The sequence below is a fragment of the Methanosarcina acetivorans C2A genome (assembly GCF_000007345.1).
GTDB lineage: Archaea > Halobacteriota > Methanosarcinia > Methanosarcinales > Methanosarcinaceae > Methanosarcina > Methanosarcina acetivorans.
Window position 1 is genome coordinate 1418894 of the sequence record NC_003552.1, and the last position, 17797, is coordinate 1436690.

General features: G+C 43.6%; 15 protein-coding genes. 5 read left to right on the forward strand and 10 right to left on the reverse strand.

What is annotated here, in order from left to right; genetic code table 11:
* Positions 1-17 precede the first annotated feature (17 nt).
* Entirely contained in the window at positions 18-455 is a 438-nt protein-coding gene (locus MA_RS06195) for a GNAT family N-acetyltransferase (RefSeq protein WP_011021215.1), read from the reverse strand.
* Positions 433-1692 (reverse strand): M20 metallopeptidase family protein, encoded by a 1260-nt coding sequence (locus MA_RS06200; protein ID WP_048065055.1) that lies wholly within the window; start codon positions 1690-1692, stop codon positions 433-435. The genes MA_RS06195 and MA_RS06200 overlap by 23 nt, the downstream gene beginning before the upstream one ends.
* Positions 1693-2223: 531 nt before the next feature.
* Here MA_RS06200 and MA_RS06205 point away from each other — a divergent pair.
* On the forward strand, positions 2224-3165 hold the full coding sequence (locus tag MA_RS06205) for a nucleotidyltransferase domain-containing protein (RefSeq protein WP_048065056.1): 942 nt from the start codon (positions 2224-2226) through the stop codon (positions 3163-3165).
* Positions 3166-3208: 43 nt separating this feature from the next.
* On the forward strand, positions 3209-4501 hold the full coding sequence (locus MA_RS06210) for a condensation domain-containing protein (RefSeq protein ID WP_157860110.1): 1293 nt from the start codon (positions 3209-3211) through the stop codon (positions 4499-4501).
* 258 nt (positions 4502-4759) lie between these two features.
* On the opposite strand, the gene MA_RS06215 is transcribed toward MA_RS06210, so the two are convergent.
* Positions 4760-6256 (reverse strand): PGF-pre-PGF domain-containing protein, encoded by a 1497-nt coding sequence (locus MA_RS06215; RefSeq protein WP_048066190.1) that lies wholly within the window; start codon positions 6254-6256, stop codon positions 4760-4762.
* A 329-nt stretch (positions 6257-6585) separates the two neighbouring features.
* On the opposite strand from MA_RS06215, the gene MA_RS06220 reads away from it, so the two are divergent.
* The gene (locus MA_RS06220; protein ID WP_011021220.1) at positions 6586-8088 is read left to right on the forward strand and encodes a DUF4139 domain-containing protein; all 1503 of its coding nucleotides are present in this window, start codon (positions 6586-6588) and stop codon (positions 8086-8088) included.
* A gap of 254 nt (positions 8089-8342) precedes the next feature.
* Here MA_RS06220 and MA_RS06225 read toward each other — a convergent pair whose 3' ends face one another.
* The 4 genes from MA_RS06225 to MA_RS06245 all read right to left on the reverse strand — a co-directional run bounded on the left by MA_RS06225 (position 8343) and on the right by MA_RS06245 (position 12585).
* Positions 8343-9419, reverse strand: coding sequence for an ABC transporter substrate-binding protein (locus MA_RS06225; protein ID WP_052279122.1), 1077 nt, complete (start codon positions 9417-9419; stop codon positions 8343-8345).
* A gap of 83 nt (positions 9420-9502) precedes the next feature.
* Entirely contained in the window at positions 9503-10285 is a 783-nt protein-coding gene (locus MA_RS06230; protein WP_011021222.1) for an ABC transporter ATP-binding protein, read from the reverse strand.
* Positions 10276-11319, reverse strand: a complete 1044-nt coding sequence (locus MA_RS06235) for a FecCD family ABC transporter permease (protein ID WP_011021223.1) — start codon at positions 11317-11319, stop codon at positions 10276-10278. Before MA_RS06235 ends, MA_RS06230 begins: the two co-directional genes overlap by 10 nt.
* Positions 11320-11493: 174 nt before the next feature.
* Entirely contained in the window at positions 11494-12585 is a 1092-nt protein-coding gene (locus MA_RS06245; RefSeq protein ID WP_048065059.1) for an iron ABC transporter substrate-binding protein, read from the reverse strand.
* Between the two features lie 550 nt (positions 12586-13135).
* Here MA_RS06245 and MA_RS28465 point away from each other — a divergent pair.
* Positions 13136-13321 (forward strand): pyridoxamine 5'-phosphate oxidase family protein, encoded by a 186-nt coding sequence (locus MA_RS28465; protein WP_226990778.1) that lies wholly within the window; start codon positions 13136-13138, stop codon positions 13319-13321.
* Positions 13311-13544 carry a hypothetical protein gene (locus MA_RS28470; RefSeq protein WP_226990779.1) on the forward strand — a complete coding sequence of 78 codons (234 nt, stop codon included), beginning with the start codon at positions 13311-13313 and terminating at the stop codon, positions 13542-13544. The genes MA_RS28465 and MA_RS28470 overlap by 11 nt, the downstream gene beginning before the upstream one ends.
* A 434-nt stretch (positions 13545-13978) precedes the next feature.
* Here MA_RS28470 and MA_RS06255 read toward each other — a convergent pair whose 3' ends face one another.
* The 3 genes from MA_RS06255 to MA_RS06265 all read right to left on the reverse strand — a co-directional run bounded on the left by MA_RS06255 (position 13979) and on the right by MA_RS06265 (position 17737).
* Positions 13979-14353, reverse strand: a complete 375-nt coding sequence (locus MA_RS06255; RefSeq protein ID WP_011021225.1) for a hypothetical protein — start codon at positions 14351-14353, stop codon at positions 13979-13981.
* An 848-nt stretch (positions 14354-15201) separates the two neighbouring features.
* A complete protein-coding gene (gene anfO / locus MA_RS06260) occupies positions 15202-15591 on the reverse strand; it encodes a Fe-only nitrogenase accessory protein AnfO (RefSeq protein ID WP_248698083.1) in 390 nt (129 codons plus the stop codon).
* 352 nt (positions 15592-15943) lie between these two features.
* Positions 15944-17737, reverse strand: a complete 1794-nt coding sequence (locus tag MA_RS06265; protein ID WP_011021226.1) for a radical SAM protein — start codon at positions 17735-17737, stop codon at positions 15944-15946.
* Between the last annotated feature and the right edge of the window lie 60 nt (positions 17738-17797).

Below are 17797 nucleotides of genomic sequence, written 5' to 3' on the forward strand. Positions count from 1 at the left end.
TTATCTGGAAAGTTTTTTTAAAACTCTTTCTCATAGTACAGGTACCCTTTTTCTTCTTTTAAAAAAGTAAAGCCGTGCTTGAGATACATGCCTATCGCTTTTTTAAGGGTCGAATCGGTTTTGAGCACGACACCTGAACAATTTTTTTCGGCGAAATCCAGGGCTGCCAGAAAAAGCTTTTTTCCGTTCCCTTTGCCCCTGAAGTTCTCTTTGAGGTAGATGCGCCTGATTTCGCAGCGTTTTCCTTCAAGTTTGCGCACTCCTGCCGTGCCCACCACCCTGCCGTCGGCCAGGCCTACAAAAAAGGTTCCTCCTTTTGCAAAATAGTAGCCGTTGATGTCATTCAGGTCAGAATCTTTAAGCCTGTCGTACGCAAAGCCGTGTTCCAGCAGAACTTCCAGGACGACGTCACGGACTTCTTCCTTTCTGGATTCATCGTAGCTCTGGATTATCATTTGTTTTCTCCTTTGATTGAGGGTCGAGGTATTTTTCGGGGTGCTTCAGGAAATCCAGGGAAATGGTGTAGAAAATTTCAGTGCCTGTGCGCAGGATTTTTTCATCAATATCGAAAGTAGACGAGTGGTTGATCTCCACAATTCTTTCTTTCTGGTTCAGAGTGCCAAGGGAAATAAAGATGCCGGGCACTACCCGCAGATAGCTTGCAAAGTCTTCGGCAGCAAAGGTCTTTTCAAGTTCCGGATAGATTGTGAGCTCAGGGAAGCTTTCCTGCAGTTTTAAGTTAACCGCATCTGTGAAAACCGGGTCATTTACCAGGACCGGGTACCCGTGAAGGACATCAAGTTCGTAATCCGGAAGCCCTGCAAACTCCTCTCCGGGTTTTACGTATCTTTCCTTTATCCTTTCAAGGCACTCTTTTATTGTCAGGTCGATGATTTCTGTAGTCCTGCTGTCAAATGTCCGGTAGCTCCCGAGAGCCTCCACTCTGTCAGGGGTCCTGTTGAACTGGGCTCCTCCCTGAATCCTGCCTACTCCCAGGACATACTTATCAGGTTCAAGCTGTTTTTCAAGGGCTGGGTAGATGCTGCTTATGAAGTCCGTTGCCATCCGGACGGGGTCGATGCAGCTTTCGGGTTTTGAGATATGGCCTCCCTTTCCTTTAAAGACGATTTCAAAACGGTTTGTGCTTGCCATAAAAGGCCCCGGGCGAAAACCCACGCTTCCGGATTCGTGGTTGGTAAAGATGTGCATGCCCATAACCGCATCCACGCCTTTTAGCCCTCCTTCGGCAATAACTCTCTCCGAACCACCCGGAGGGATCTCCTCTGCAGGCTGGAAGATCAGGCGGACTTCCCCCGGAAAGTCCCGATTTTCTACAAAAAGCCGGGCAGCCCCAAAAAGCATTGCCATATGCCCATCATGCCCGCAGGCATGCATTACCCCGTCGTTTCTGGAAATATAGCCTTCGTTTCTTTCTGTGAATTCTTCCTGCACCTGCAGGCCGTCGGTATCCGTCCTCAGGGCAATGCAGGGTCCGGGCATCGTGCCCTTTATACTTGCAAGCACGCCGGTGTCCGCAATTTTCCTGGCTTCTATTCCCAGTTCTTCAAGGATTTTCAGGATTCGTTTCTGGGTTTCATATTCTTCGAAACTGAGTTCGGGATATCGGTGAAATTCTCGCCTCAGCCGGATAATCCAGGCTTCAAACGTTTCTGCGCTCGGGTCCTCTCTCAAACGTATTACCTCGGATTTTCTGCATATGCAGTTTCTTCCATTTATTTTCGATATATTCGATATTTTTTTACTTCTTCAATATATATTGATCCATGTATATATTAGTCCAGGTATGCATTACTCCATTTTCTTCCCCATTAATCAGGAATTAAGACACTGACAGTTAAATACATTAATGGCACAATACATTTTATCCTGCTGTTAATTTTGAATAACGGCAGTTAAAGGATTGGCAGTTGAAGGGTTATTAACCTGTCTTTTTAAGTACGTTATTACTGTCATTATGAAGTCACTTTAATGTTATTATAAAGTGCTCTTAGCTACATTAATAGTGTTTTTGATTGAAATCAAAATTATTCTGGCTGCAATTAATGTTGTTTTTGATTGAAATCAAAAGTGTTCTAACTTAAAAACAGTGCTCTTAATTGCAACTAAAAATGTTCTTAAATGTTCTTAACTGAACGATAATCTGCGGCAGTTAATAAGTTTCAGTAGACCCGAATACTCTTCATATTTACAGGGATGGTACAAATGCTCAAAACACGCCTGAGAGATTTTCTTCTTACAAAAGACGACTGGCTTTTTGCGGTTTCGGACTACTTCCGTAGCGATGGAATAAGAGCTACACTCCGCTACGTTCTGGATGAAACCGGGGAGAGGGAGTTAAACGGGAAAAGATACAAAAAATACGATTTCGGCCCTGCTTTCGAATTTATGAAACAAAACAGGCCTGAGTGGGTCCGGGACGTGCATGTTGTCCCTGAGTCCGAAGTAAAAAAGGTGCTGCGCCCCTCGGATGTAATCCCCGAACTCGTAAATTCCGACAGCCGGGTAAGGGCGATCGTAAAGGTGCTTGACCTGGCCGGAATTCCCTGGACAAGCATGGGCGTTACGGGTTCTATGCTTGCAGGTCTGCAGAATGAGAGTTCTGATATTGATTTTGTTGTCTACGGTCCCATGTGGTTCAGGGCAAGGGATGCCATAACCATTGCAAAACAGCAGGAGGGCCCCATTGAAGAAATCGATGAGGCGATGTGGCAGAGGATCTACAGGAAAAGAATCCCTGAGATTTCTTTTGACGAATTCATGCTTCATGAGTCCAGGAAAGGCAACCGCGGCATGGTCGAAGGCACTTATTTTGACCTCCTCTTCGTGCGGGAATGGGACCAGATTAAAGAGCCTCTCCTGCGGGGAAAAGATACGGTCAAAATGAAAATAGAAGCCGAGGTCACAAACGCTGACTTTGCCTTTGACAGCCCTGCTTACTACAAAGTGGAACACGACGAGATCGACCATGTACTCTCCTACACCCATACCTATGCAGGCCAGGCTCTCCCCGGAGAGACAATAGAAGCCCGCGGGGTGGTCGAAGAAGTCGGAGACATAAAGCGGCTGGTCGTTGGCACCTCAAGGGAGCCAAAAGGGGAATGGATCCGATCCCTTACCTGGCTTGAAAAATGCGGGTATAGGTAAAAAGGTATGTTTGGAAATGAAGTCTCAAAATATTCCCCAAACGATGCCCGTCACATCGCAGGATATGTTTAATTATGCGGCTCGTTATGGGATTTCAAATCATACTCTTCAGGCTGTAATACATTTTAAAGATAAGCTGGATGAGGCGAAACTGGCCCGGGCTGTAAGACTCTCTATTGATGCCGAGCCTGTTCTGGGCTGCTTTTTTGTAGAAAGGGAAAACAGCCCATTCTGGCAGCGCCTTTTTGATCCGGAAAAAATTTCCTGGTGCAGGCTGGAAGAGACTAAGGACAGGGAAGATTCGGTTATGAAGTTTCTGCTTGAACCTTTGAATATGGACCTTGACCCGCAGATACTGGCGCTCCTGCTGCGCTACTGTCAGGAAGACACCCTGTGCATCAAGCTCAACCATGCCTGTTGCGATGGCAGGAGCGCCAGAGAATACCTTAAACTGCTGGCTGGCTTATATACTAAGCTTTGCAGAGATCCTTCTTTTGAACCCGAACCGAATGTGCAGGGAAAAAGAGACCAGAGTGCTGTGCTTGAAGCCCAGGGAATAACTGAACTCAAATCTTCTCTCATTCCTGAGGAAACGGAGCCTACATGGGCTTTTCCCTGGCAGCGATCTGCAGAGCAGGAATCGATGCAATTCTCTGTAACTCGAATCCCTTCCGGAAATTTTCGGAACATTGCGGCCTATGCAAGGGCCCACGGAGCAACAATAAACGATATTATCCTGACAGCTTATTTTCGAGCGCTATTTGACATGATAGAACCTAAACTTTATGCTCCAATGGAAATCCAGTTTACCGTGGACTTACGCCGTTATTTGCCAGAAGAAGAAAATATATCCATCTCCAACTTATCCGGGATCGAGAGTTTGAGACTTCCCGGGATAAAATGCGAATCCTTTACTTCCACACTGGAAAGGGTTGTACTCGCCATGAAAAGAATTAAAATTCACTTTCCAGGTATGCAAAGTGCTCTTGCCTGCGAATTAATGCGCGGAATGAATTCTCAGGAAGTCCTGGAAACGGTTAAAAAAGAGTGGCAAACATCTCTGGTAAGCGGAAAATCTTCCCCTATGCTCACCAATTTAGGAGTAATCAGCCCAACTCCGCTTTTTTTTGGAGAAGTAGAAGCTGAAGACGCTTACGTGGTCACTCCAGCCTTCCATGCTCCTGCCTTTATGCTAGGGGCTTCAACATATAATGAGGTACTGACTCTTACGGCAGGCTATTACGAGTCTGCCACAAAGAAAGAGGACGTCGACCATTTTCTCGATCTGGTTGTTGGTGGGCTGAGTTCCTGTGATATTCGAACAGATCGTGCTTAGCCAACAACGAAAAGGAAACAACCAACCCGTTATTCAGGCGGATTGCAATCAGTGGGGCATCGCGATTTAAGGTTGTTTTCCGTTATTCCATACCAGTCCAGTGTGCCGCTTAATTGGTTCAGGTCTTTTTTTGTAAAAGGAGGACCGGAAAGGCTTTCCTAAATACTAAATCGAAATTACTCGAAATTAAGAATGGAGAAGAAAAAAATAGTAGATCGAAAGGAAGGTTTCTCCGAACCTCCCCAGGTCTTTAGAGATTTATTTTATCTTCTTTTTCTTCAGGGCTGCATACGATGCCAGAAGTCCGGCTGCTGCAAAAGAAATACCGGCTCCCGGGGAATCCTCATCGGTTTTTTCGTTATCTGAGGCCAGGTTTTCTTCATCTTCTTTAGATGTTTCTCCTGTACTCATTATATTATTTTCTTTATTTCTAATTGGAGTTATCTCTATTACCTGAGTATCTTTTTCAGGCCCTGCAATCGCAAATGGAGAAAATCCTGGGGTTTCTGAACTAAAGTAGAAGTAATTCTGATCCTCTCCAGTCAGGTTAGTGGGGAGGGCGTTCCAGGTGTCATCACTGTACCTGTACAGGGTCATTGTGGTTTCACTTATGCGGTTTTCGGAAAGCCAGGTCCCGTTTACCCTGAAGTTTATCCGGGCATTTTCAAGGTTATCGGAACTTGAAAAGCCACTGTTTCCGACCCAGATATTCAGGTTCTTGTAGACGGTTCCGGGGGCAGGTTCTTCCACTATTGAGGATGTGTTCTTCAGCATTTCCACAATTGTGGTTGTTTTCCCGAAGTTCTTTTTCGGATCAAACTCAATACTAACGATCTCGTTTGTTTCCCCTTGGAAGGTGTAGCAGGTGTGGATTCCTTTGAAGACCTGTTCATTTGCAACCTCTTTAAGCTCTACGTTTCGGCTTGATTCCGGAGAGCCTCCCCCTCCTCCTCCTCCCCCTCCGCTGCTTCCGCTGCTTCTACTGCTACTTCCTTCGGAAGACGAGGCTTCTTCAGTGACTGTAATAAAGCCTGTTTTTGTCTCGGTATCGTTTCCGTAGGTACTGTTGCTTGCTGTGAGGGTGACAGTATAGGTTCCCGGCGTTTCATAGATCCATGTCGGATTTTTATCTGTAGAGTCGATGCTTCCGTTTCCGTTAAGGTCCCATTGCCAGGAATCCGGGTTATTCGTACTCAGATCCGTGAACTGGACTGCAAGAGACACATTGCCTGAGAGGGGGGTTGCGGAAAATTCGGCTTCAGGAGAAGGGTATGTGACTATTATTTCCGAAGCTCCCGTAACAGGCACCGCGGAGATTGAATATGCCGAAACATTACCTGAGATTGTGAAATTTCCGGGTTCAGTATTTGATGGCACTGTAACCCTATACTCTACGGTTTTTTTCCCTCCCGCCTGGAGGTTCTCTACCCAGATCCATTCCAGGGTAGACGCTTTGAAAGTTTCGGAATTCTGGAATGTAGCCCCGTTATTTTCAATTACGGTTACATCCCATCCGGCGGGAAGGTTTTCATCAAGCGTAGGGGCTTCAATGTACTGGGCTGCTTTTATATTCACGGTTACTGTAAAGGTTTCGCCTGCATAAACCGTTCCTGCAGAAAGCTCCCTGCTCGCCTCGATTCCGGAGGCTGAAACCGGCAGTACTGTGACAGCAAAAAATAGAAGAAATATAAAACCGGAGGTAAGACTTGAGCTTTTGATCCGGTTTTTTACTTTAAAAGTTTCAATAGTTTTCATGAAAACGAGTCCTTTAGTTTTGTGGGGAGTAACTGGCATATATTCTGGTATCATTTTAACAGCTATTTTAGCAACCATTTTAACAGCTGTTTTAGCAACATTTTAGCAACTATCTTAACATCTGTCTTCTTCTTATCTATCTTAATTTCTATATTCTGTCTTGGTCTATATTATTATAACTGTGAACCACCGGATATTTCTTTAATTTTTGAGGACTATTTATTTTTCAGTATCTTCTGGCTTCGAAAAATCTGAGCCGATGAGGGATAACTGCGAGTGAATCCGCAGTTAAAGTCACATATAAATAAAACAGTGTTCTATTTTCTGTTATGAGAACGAAAAAAAGTTATCCATGGCTTGCTCTGTTTTTTGTAGGGATTATAGCCACAACCGCAGCGTTTGCCTATCCCGGCTCTACCAGGGAAACGGTTCAGGCTGATGAGCAGGAAATCGCTGTGAACGGGATTGAGTCCTCTTCCAGTGTAATCACAAAGGTAGAACCTTCAAATCCTCTGGAGTTCCTTACTGCCGGAGCCGCAGTTACTGATTCCAGCACCGAAGTTACGGTCTACAACGATAACCTGGCTCTTGTGAAAGAACGCAGGTCTCTCGATTTGAAGACCGGGGTCAACAGCGTTGAGTATATGGACGTTGCCGCCCTCATTGACCCTACCTCGGTTATGTTTGAGGATACAAAAAACAAAAATACTGCAGTGCTTGAACAGAACTATGAGTATGACCTGGTAAGCAGTTACAAGCTGCTGGACAAATTCCTTGGAAAGGAGATCACTGCAACTGAAAAGGAAGGAGAGACCTATACAGGCACGCTTCTCAGCCATGACGGCGGGGTTGTGCTCCAGTTAAGCGACGGAAAGGTAGTAAGCCTTTCCGAAGTCTCAAAATTCGAGTTTCCTGACTCTGCAGGGCTGCTTACAAAGCCAACCCTGGTCTGGCAGGTTTATTCCCCTGTTGCAGGCAGCCGGGATGTCCTTACTTCCTATCTTACGGGCGGCATGAGCTGGAATGCGGATTACATCGTGAAGACGAATGCGGATGATACAAAGGCTGACATCCAGGGCTGGGTCAGTATTGACAATGAGGCAGGGACCACCTATGAGGATGCCAGGTTGAAGCTTGTTGCAGGAGAAGTCCACCGCGTAACTGTACCTCAGCCTATGTACTATGATTATGTGGTTGAGACAGAAGAAGAAGTAGCGTATGATGGGGGAAAGGGTAGTTTTGTTGAAGAGTCCCTCTTTGAGTACCACCTTTATACTCTTGAAAGGACGGCTACCCTGAAAAATAATCAGGTAAAGCAGATTTCCCTGCTCTCTGCGGATTCCGTGCCCGTGGAAAAGGAACTTATCTTTGACGTTTCAAAAAGCGAGAATGTCCAGGCAGTCCTGAACCTCGAGAATTCCGAGGAAAAGGGTCTTGGAATGCCTCTCCCTGCCGGAGTTGTGAGGGTCTATAAAAGCGATTCCGATGGGCAGCTCCAGTTCCTCGGAGAAGACAGTATAGACCACACCCCTAAAGACGAGGATGTCGAAGTTGTTGTCGGAGATTCCTTTGATGTTACTGCCACAAGGACTCAAACCGACTACGACAAGGTAAGCAATGATGTCCGGCGGCAAAGTTATGAGGTTGAATTAAAGAACCATAAATCCGAAGCCCAGACAGTCAGGATTGTGGAACATTTCTATGGTGACTGGGAAATTATCACAAGTTCCGATAGTTCTGAAAAGACGGATGCTTATACTGTCGAATGGGAAGTGACCGTGCCATCGGATGGTTCGAAAAAAGTCACTTTCACAGTGGAATACAGATATTGAGTTTCCAAAGCTAGTGAACTCCTGATTCAATATACTGAAAATGTCCAGGGTTCCAACCGGATGAAAAATTTTTGAGAAATTAATTAAGAGGGTTCATACCTTCTTAATTAGTTTCCTCCGTTCGGTGCTGGTAGTTTTGATTTTCGTATTCTTTTTACCGATTAATTTGATAACCTCATATGAGATTATTCACGATTGGAGGTGTCGTTTTTTCGAAAACATCTGCAGAAGGCAGGGTACATAAATTAATTCCTTCATTGGGGGTTTAATATTAAGTCCAGCTCCTCTTCACTTAATTCATAATTGTAAAATGTAGAATAAAACTTTCTTGTCTCAGCATTCATATCCAGGTCTTCGAAAAGTTCGGGATGGGTAATTTTTGCCGACCACAGTGTTTGCATCGCCGTCTCTGCGCTTCTTACTCCCCACAGGTAAACGCCTTTTGGGTTGACATAGATCTTTCCGGTTTTAACCGCGGAGATATCATGATACTGATCGTTTGTCAGCAGTTCCTCCTTTGTCTTGCTATCCCTTGTTACTATGATATCGGGATTCTGCGTAATCAGATCTTCCATTGAGATAGTGCCGCGTTCTTTGACTCCGGCTTCGGCCGCAACATTTATTCCTCCGGCATTTTCAATCCATGAGGTAGTGATCGAACCGATCCCCTCGGTGGAAAGAATATCCGCTCCGGCAACGAATACTTTTACTTTTTCTTCATCAGTAAGGTTTTTTGTTCTTTCCGTAACATAATTTAAATTCCCGTCATAATAATTGCAGAACTCCTCAGCTTTTTTATATTCTTCTTCTCCAAACAGGTCGCCTACAAGCAAAACCTCTTTTTTAATGTCTTCCGGACTCTGGTTTCTTATGTCCAGATCAACAAGTCCGTATTCTTCGGCGTCATCAAGATTTCCAATGATAACATCCGGATCTAATTTGACCAATTCTTCAAAGTTGACATCCTGGCCTGTAACAAAGATGGTTTCTACTTCAGTAATTCGGGGATATATCTTTACGAACATTTCGTTCTGTTGAACGACAGAAGCTGTTCCGACCAGCTTGTCAGCGCCTCCGACCATAAACACGATCTGATTTCCCGCTCCGTTTGCTACTACGCTTTTTACTTCCTTCGGAATTGTCCACACCACTCCGTCCATATCCGTTATGGTTCTGGTTTCCGCCTCCGCGTCAGTTTCCTGCCCTGTGCCTTTTACTGTGGGTGTTTCGGCTGATGTTTCTACCACATCATTTGTTTGCTGTAAACATCCGCTTATCAGCAGGCAGGGCAGCAAAATAAGCAGAACTAGCGTTATTTTTATTGTTTTCATATTAAATTTCTCCATGATGATTATTGATAATCGTAGTTGCAGCTTCGTAGTTGCAGCTCCCTTTTTGTGGTATAAATTGAACATCAGCTCAGCATCGGAATACAGGTTTTAATTGAATCGCCATTTTTGCCAGTAACACTTGCAACCATTATGTCAACTCCATATGCGGAGCGCAGGTTGTTTTCGGTTACTATTTCGTGGGCAGCCCCAATTTCAAAGATCCCGTTTCTTTGTAAAAGTGCTACTTTCGTCGAGCAGAGAAAAGCGTGATCCGGTGAATGTGATGTCATTATCACACCCAGGCCCGTCTTTGCCAGAGTAACTATTCTTTCCAGAACCCTTACCTGATTGCCGTAATCGAGGTTTGAAGTGGGCTCATCCATAAATAAAATTTTTGGCTGTTGGGCAAGGGCTCTTGCAATAAGGACCATCTGCCTTTCCCCCCCGCTGATATCCGTATACACTTTATCCTTCAGGTATGTAATTCCGAGCAAATCCAGGTTCTCTTCCGCAATTACGGTATCTTTTTTTGTCGGAGAGGCACAGGCCCCTAAGTATGGGGTTCGTCCCATAAGCACAACCTCTAAAACGGTAAACGGAAATGGAGGGGTATGGGCCTGCGGGACATACCCTATTACCTTTGCAAAGTCTTTTTTTGACCATTTCTTCACGTTCTCCCCGTCCAGGAGAATTTCTCCACTTTGCAGTGCCAGAAGGCCTAAAATAGTTTTGAACAGGGTTGTTTTCCCCACACCGTTTGGACCCAAAAGGCACATAATTTCCCCGGATTTGATTTTCATCGAAATATTGCTGACAATTGTTTTTTTCCCATAACCGCAATTGGCATTGACAACTTTCAGTTCCATTTTGCTTTCCTCCTTTCTTTTAGTAAAAGATACAGGAAAAACGGCGCTCCTAGAAGTGCTGTTAATATCCCCAGTGGTATTTCTGCTGAGAAAGCGTTTCTTGCAACGTCATCAACAATCAACAGAAACGAACCGCCCACAAACATGGATGCAAAAAGAAGGTGTTTGTAATTGGGTCCGACAAACTGTCTTGCGATATGAGGAACAATAAGCCCTATCCAGCCAATCATTCCGCTTATCGAAACGGATGATGCGACAAGTAGCGTGGAAGAAAAAATAATTATTGACCTCACTTTTTTTGTATCCACTCCCATCGCCTGTGCCTCTTCATCCCCAAAGGCCAAAACATTCAGTTTCCATCTTAAAAATAATAAGGGGATCATACCCAATACGGTCGGGATCAACAAAATGAGGACATCTTTTCTTGTTATCGATGCCAGACTTCCCATTAGCCAGAATGTTATGGCAGGCAGCTTTTCGTCCGTATCGGCAACATATTTCGTCATTGAGGTAAATGCCGCGAACATTGTCGAAACAACCATTCCGGTCAAAACCATTGTCAGTGTCGCATTATCTCCATGCCCTACAATTTTACTTATGGTGTAACTGAGTAGAACGGCTCCGAGTCCGAATAATAATGAAGACATCTGTATGCCGGCAGTTCCAAATGAAAGTAATATTGCTACTGCTGCTCCAAATCCGGCTCCATGTGACGCTCCCAGGATGTCCGGAGATACCATTGGATTTTTAAACATTCCCTGATACGCGGCTCCTGCAGTAGCCAGGTTGGCACCGATAAGTATCGCGGCAATTATCCTTGGCAGTCTTACCTTAAACAGAATCGTGTCAGCCGTATCAGGCAAAGTGTAATCAACATTTGCAATTTTGCCTGCCACTGCCATTATTAGCTGACCCGGGGTAATCGTGTATCTTCCTATATATACAGAAATGAAAAATGTTAAGATAAGTACAATCGCCAGAAGTGTCAATACAGGCAGCTCAAATTCTTTTTTATTTCGCAAAAAAAATTCCATTACTATGCAACCTCCTGACCTGAAGACCTCGTTTGTCGGACATGGTATTATGGAATCTGCTGCCGCAATGGATATTTCCGATAGCGTCGGTTTCTACATGAGCTCCGGTATATAAGGATCCAAAGAACCCGGTTTCCGGGATCAAAACCGGAAATTTTCCCTTCTCGCTCATGTTCAGGTCCCTGCCTGAGGGTTAAGGAGCATATCCAGTTCTTCATCCGTGAGCTCATAGTGGAAGAATTCCGAGTAGAACTCACGGGTCAGCCCGGAGAGGTCCGTATCTGCAAAAAGATCCGGATACAGCATTTTTGCAGTCCAGGCAGTCCCTATTATGAGGTGAGGACCCTGGGGCCTATCGATCCAGCAGAAAGGATTCTGAGGGGCAAGGTATACCCGTTTGTTCCGGACAGCATCCACACTTGTCCATAGAGAGTCAGAATATACGGATGCGTAAAACTGCGGATTGGAAGTGATAATTATCTCAGGGTTCCAGTCCATGACCTGTTCTATTGAAACCTGGGTCATGCCGGTTCCGGACTTGAGGGGGCAGTCGGCAACATTGATGCCCCCGCAGATATCAATGAGCTGGGAGTGTGGAGAACCCGAAGGGTCGGTCATCAGGCCTTTCGGGCCTTCGGCATAGTAAACCCGTACTTTTTCATCTTCGGGAATGTCTTTTACAGTGCTGTTGATCTCGTTGAGGATTGAACTGCGGAACTCGATCAGTTTTTCGGCCCTGGCTTCACAATCGAGCAGCTTACCCGTATATTCGATAGTGGGATCGGATTGTGTCACAAGGAGAATAGAATCATCAATAACCACCACCGGGATTCTGCCAAGACTTTCCTGCCTGCGTTCTATGGCTTCATTGATTTGTCCTTCCGTGGAGGTACTTTCAATAACAATATCAGGATGCATTTCGATAATGGTTTCATAATTTCCGGTTTTGGATCCTAACCAGTTTCCTATTACAGGCAGGTTTGAGTAATTCTCATCCATGAAGGGTTGGGTGAGATTTTGTTTGGAGTTCCAGCCCGCAAGTTTCTCCGGGGCGAGCATATACACAAGGATGGTGGAAGGCGAAGAAGTACCTATAGTCGAGGATATTTCCGCAGGCACGGTTAATTGCCTGCCCAGCATGTCGGTGATATGCACAGTGCTTGAGTTCGGAACAACCTGTTGATCTGCATTTCCTGCACATCCACTGAAAGCAACAACTAGAACCAGAAGATAAAGTATCAATGTTGTACCTATTTTTCCACCCATAGAGATACCTGACAAACTTTTGAGTATATAGTTGTTATGTTCGAATAAACATAATGCAAGTCGATGTCCTATCTTATGAGAAATTGAAAAACGCTGTCGAACATGGTTATTTAATAATTCCTGCGTTTTTGTAGCGTTTTTCGAATTTTCACGCTTCATATATTATAGGAAAACGGTTACCTATTTCCTAGTAATCATATAAATATTTTTTTATTCGTGTGGAACTCGAATACTCTGCAAACATTATCACAAAATATGCGCGTATCTCTTCCATATCAGAATTTATCATAAGAGGAAAGGTCTGAGGCCTCTGAGTTTAGGTCGCAAAAAAATAGCTCTTAATCTTGAAAACAACAAAGTAAGGAGTTGTAACTCTCGACAAACTGGATCAATAAACGAGTTGATCCCAAGAAGGCCTTCAGAACTGAGACTTTCTCTTGGATGGATATTCATTTCCGGCTGACTGTACTAATTTTTCAATAAATTATTTCTTTCGATTCCTTTGTGGCAAAAAAACAGTCTATTTCCCTGTTTTGAGGATGCTGTTCCGATGAGCTATGTATGGCACAACGGTTCTGTTTATTTTCGTGGAACGGGTTCAGGTAAGAAAGAAGATCTTCTTTCCCAAAATCCACCTGTTTGTTTTACAATATATAGGGAACAGGGTATCGTGACTGACCCGGTGCCCTGTCACGCTGATACGGCATATATGAGCGTAATGCTTTTTGGAAAGTGAAAAAGTGATTGACCAGGAAGAAGCTGCTGAGGCTCTCCAGAAACTGGTTGACAAATATATGCCGAAGTACTACAGTAACCCCTTGACCAGCACCTTTATTGAGAAGTATAGATCTTCACTTGATGGGAATGCAGTTTCGGTTTATCGAATAACTCCGCAGTGGATGACAGCCAAAGAAAACTCGGTAGAATCTGGCAAATTGTTTAACCTGGAAGCGCAGTAACTACGCGCTGTAGTCACACGAAACAAAGGTACTTTGGGAGAAATTCATGAAGAATTAGTCTGTTGGATTCACAATCAAGAAAACAAATTTTAATAAAGCCGAACTGGTTAATCCCACATGCTCGTGAAGTTTGCACTTTTTCATAAGGGATAAAGGAAGCTACCTTCAATCAGATATGAAAGCTCTGTGCGAGTTGTTGGGGATTAACCAGAGGGTCTTGCCCTTTATTTGTTTCAGTTTAAAAGTATGGGACTTACGCAGTTGAATGAAAAACCAATAAATTTTAACTGAAACATCTGGAGACAGCTTTTAATCTCAGTGCTTTTCGAGTTTGATTTAGTTTCTCAAGTACGTAAGTCCTGTGTATTTTTGCCGGATTTGATCCGTAGCCCATCTTGTAATTTTACAAACTAGTTATTATTTTTTTAATTACATCAGGTTCCATTAGTTTCATTAGTTACAGTTGCATTTTCAGGTATTGAATTATTTATGAGATCGGTCAACTTAGAAAAATCCACAAAATTTGAAGGAGAAACAGGACCATTTGTTGAATTTAACGTATTATTCATGAGATTGATTACCTCAGAAATATTCTCAAGATCTGAAGGAGAAACAGAACTATTTGTTGAATTCCCTGTCGTATTCCCATCAGTTGCGTTTCCTCTAATTTCGTCCCAATCTATGTTTTCCCAATTCCGCTGCATATCCTCTGGTATATTCCATGCAGCAAGTGCATTCCCTGTTAATGCTGTACAAATTAACATCCCTACAAATAGGGATAGTGCTTTTGTTCCTTTATATTTACTCATACTTTTTACCCCCGTATCAAATTTAGTTAATATAACTTAAGTTATAATTTTACATTTTTTTAGTCAAATAGTTCAGTCAGAAACAAACCGAGTACGACGATATTATACTCAAATCTGACTATTAAATCCCAGAAATAACTTTAAAACCCCACACTTAACTATTAGAATTCAAGTGATATAATATATAAAGAAACATGGATTAGAAAGGAAAATTTTTATTAAATATATGAAACCCATCAATATAGAAAATCCATCAAATAATTGCACGAAAAATAAATTAGTCCGGACTTACGTACTTGAGAGACTAAATCATGAACGACAGATATTGATGTCAAAAACGTGATTTAGAGCTTATCCAAAAAGTGGTTGCCTGCTATAACTTTTACAATCTGCAATATGCAAAACCGGAACGGATGCCCTAATCCTATAGACCTTACAAGTTTTACAACATGCAGTTATTGACTTTTCGGATAGGCTCTTAGACTGTTGAAGGTTTAATACATATGATTTTTCAGTTCAACCGTATTCCTATCATTTTTAATAGCAGTTTTCTACCCTCTGCCTTCATCGAAGAGGTCCTGTAAAGTGACTTTCCAGCACCCTTTTTACCACCTATCGTGAGTCCCATGTATTAAAATCAGTGCTTTGGATTATACTTGTCTATCAAGTCCAGATGGCAGTCCACATTAGGCTGAACGAGCCTCAAAGAATCAAGTTTGAACTTGCTGTTTCCGGAAAATTCCCGCCTTTCACGGAGTCTGCGCACGCACTATCCTGACTGTCTTCCTATTCTGCGATTAGTTCACAGTTCCATATTCAAACCCCATGGATCTTAAATCTGTGACAAACTACTTTGGAATATGACTACAAACGACATCCGGCCTGTTGAATTTTTCATTTTTCAGATGGGGGATCAGAATTTTCCTTGAACTCAACCCCGGATTCTTTAACATGATTTCTTCCATATTAATAGAAAAATCCCCTTTATTCATACCAGGTTTCAAAAATTCCATGATATCGAACTTACGGGGTTCTTTCTGTCGCTCCTCAATTGCCTCAAGCATTTCTTTTTTGATTGGATCAAGGACATCAAGCACGTCACTTTCCACAAGGAATATGTCAAAACCTGCTGCTTGAAAGGCGCCGGACGCTATCCCCGGAATTTCACTTGCAACCACTATTTTTACATCACCAAGTTGCTTTATGGTATCCGCCACAGCCATGCGTACCGCAGCCATGCCTTTCGCGTTGCAAACTTTATTTTCAAAACGGCTCAGGACTTTCCATTTCCCCCGTCTTCCTCATATGTTGCAATGAATTCCGGTTCAAATATTGAACTGGTTTGTTGGTTATCGTTTTCCACAACTGCAATTTTCAAGACATGTCCTCCTTGCATGTTGAAATTCATGATAGGTTCAGGTATCATCAAAACAATTGATCGCCGTTGCAACGATCTGCTCTATTCGCCTACAATCCTGTGGAATTAATTCTGCAATCAAAGGAATATACGTTTGCGACAACGTGAACATACCCAGTTGCTATGGGGTGCGCTAGCACAACTTTGATTTTACTGTAATAATCTGGATGTAATTAGGCATGAGTACATCTCATCGCATGCCGTGGCCAGATACCTGAAGAAGGTCTATGAAAAGATCTGTTAGGCATGGCTTCCTTAAACCGCATACCATAAAACTGCATGTAAAAGTCATCAGCTTCCTCTTTCAGGTCGATTCCAAGTTTTCCGGGATGTAGTTTGTCTGTTATATATAAAAGGCCCAGTATCCAGCGGGGGTTTCCAAAATCCCATGCAGCCGGAACCGCATAAACCTGCCTTTTTTTTACAGCATCTGCATGTATTCCATATTTCTGGCACAGCTCATAGAACTCATTAAGGGGCCGCGAAAGGAAACTGGAAATGAAAATGGCTTCCGGATTGTGCTCATTGATAAATGCAGGAGATACATTCACTCCCGGTTTTCCTTTTTTTTGAAGCTGTTTATTGATACTAATGCCTCCGGAAAGCGTCACCAGGTTGTTTTCCATTCTCTCGGCGTTCAGGGCAAAGAGGGGAGAGCCCATGCAATAATAAGCTTTTTTACAACCTTCATCTTCTGCTGCAATATTCTGGACAATTTCAAGGCGACTGCGAATGAAAGAGACAAGCTTTCCTCCTTTTTTAGGTACGTTGGCTTTTTTAGCGACAAGTTCTATGAAATCCAGATAAGAATGTGGTTGCTGTGTCATTTTATGTATGTGTATAAGGGTTCTGGTATCGGAAACTTCTCTCCAGACATCCATTAATTTATCATCCATCCAGAAATCCACTAACTTATCGTCCCGTATATCCAGGCACGTAAGCACTGCGTGGACCATACGGAAAGCCTGGACTACTCTGTGACCGTCCATAAAGCCAGTTTCACTGAAACTTTCATTGGCAGTTGTCCCTTTAACCGGAATGCTGTTGCCACAACCACACTTATAACTCACCTTTACAAACCTGGAACCCATGAATTCCTGGAATTCCCTCTCTATTAACGGGCTGCCACATTCGGAACAATAGGTGCCCAATAATTCCGTTCCCGGGGAATTAAAGAGGTAAACATAGTCCACATGCTTACGCAGGGAAGAACACAATTTTTCCGCTTCTCCTATTGAAGGTTCAAGTTCCATCGGAGCATAGCCGAAAGGAAGAAATCTCATGACCTGCAAGGGAATTGTGGGGGAGATTTCAGCCACTGCTTCTGCAACTTTTATCATCTCTTCCTCATTTCCTCTGGAATAAACGATTGAAGTTTCGACGTGTACTCCCATGTCGAAGAGCTTTGAAAGGTTGCGGAAAACCGGGGCTGACGAAGGAACTCCGCAATTCATGTAGCTCCTGTCAGAGTATCCTTTAATTCCCACGTTCATGAAATCTACAAGCTGTCCAAGCTCTTCTAAAGTCTCTTCTGTGAAATAACAATTGGTTGAACAGCCTGCAAGCAAACCCTGTTCTTTTGCCTTCACCGCAAGGTTCCTGAAGAGATAATAATTTGCAGCAGGCTCATTCATTGTGGAAACCACACCAAGGCAATTCTGCTGCAGGGCTTTTTCCACTATTTGAGAGGGTTTGAGGGCCAGCTGGTTAAGGGGTCTGCTTGAAGCCAGCACCCTGGCCATGCAGCCGGGACATTGGAAATTGCAGCCCGTACTAAAAACCTGAAGGAATTTACCTGAAGGATAATAATGAAGCAAAGGAACTGCTTCTATTGAAATTGGATATGCCCCAAGGTATCCCATCCCAGGACACTGGGCAATATTGTCGCCTGTACACACATAAGCTCCACATCTGCCCATGCTACATCCTCCGATTTCGCACCTGACTTCACATATATTGCATTGCATTTTTTAGTCTCCGTTGCTTAACACTGTCCGGTTCCGCACCGGCCGGATTCCTCCTGAACC

What these genes read in the sequence shown, in the direction of transcription:
- MA_RS06195 (WP_011021215.1), bottom strand. Translation starts at nt 455, where the DNA reads ATGATAATCCAGAGCTACGATGAATCCAGAAAGGAAGAAGTCCGTGAC.
- MA_RS06205 (WP_048065056.1), top strand. Translation starts at nt 2,224, where the DNA reads ATGCTCAAAACACGCCTGAGAGATTTTCTTCTTACAAAAGACGACTGG.
- MA_RS06210 (WP_157860110.1), top strand. Translation starts at nt 3,209, where the DNA reads ATGCCCGTCACATCGCAGGATATGTTTAATTATGCGGCTCGTTATGGG.
- MA_RS06215 (WP_048066190.1), bottom strand. Translation starts at nt 6,256, where the DNA reads ATGAAAACTATTGAAACTTTTAAAGTAAAAAACCGGATCAAAAGCTCA.
- MA_RS06220 (WP_011021220.1), top strand. Translation starts at nt 6,586, where the DNA reads ATGAGAACGAAAAAAAGTTATCCATGGCTTGCTCTGTTTTTTGTAGGG.
- MA_RS06225 (WP_052279122.1), bottom strand. Translation starts at nt 9,419, where the DNA reads ATGAAAACAATAAAAATAACGCTAGTTCTGCTTATTTTGCTGCCCTGC.
- MA_RS06230 (WP_011021222.1), bottom strand. Translation starts at nt 10,285, where the DNA reads ATGGAACTGAAAGTTGTCAATGCCAATTGCGGTTATGGGAAAAAAACA.
- MA_RS06235 (WP_011021223.1), bottom strand. Translation starts at nt 11,319, where the DNA reads ATGGAATTTTTTTTGCGAAATAAAAAAGAATTTGAGCTGCCTGTATTG.
- MA_RS06245 (WP_048065059.1), bottom strand. Translation starts at nt 12,585, where the DNA reads ATGGGTGGAAAAATAGGTACAACATTGATACTTTATCTTCTGGTTCTA.
- MA_RS28465 (WP_226990778.1), top strand. Translation starts at nt 13,136, where the DNA reads ATGAGCTATGTATGGCACAACGGTTCTGTTTATTTTCGTGGAACGGGT.
- MA_RS06255 (WP_011021225.1), bottom strand. Translation starts at nt 14,353, where the DNA reads ATGAGTAAATATAAAGGAACAAAAGCACTATCCCTATTTGTAGGGATG.
- anfO (WP_248698083.1), bottom strand. Translation starts at nt 15,591, where the DNA reads ATGGCTGCGGTACGCATGGCTGTGGCGGATACCATAAAGCAACTTGGT.
- MA_RS06265 (WP_011021226.1), bottom strand. Translation starts at nt 17,737, where the DNA reads ATGCAATGCAATATATGTGAAGTCAGGTGCGAAATCGGAGGATGTAGC.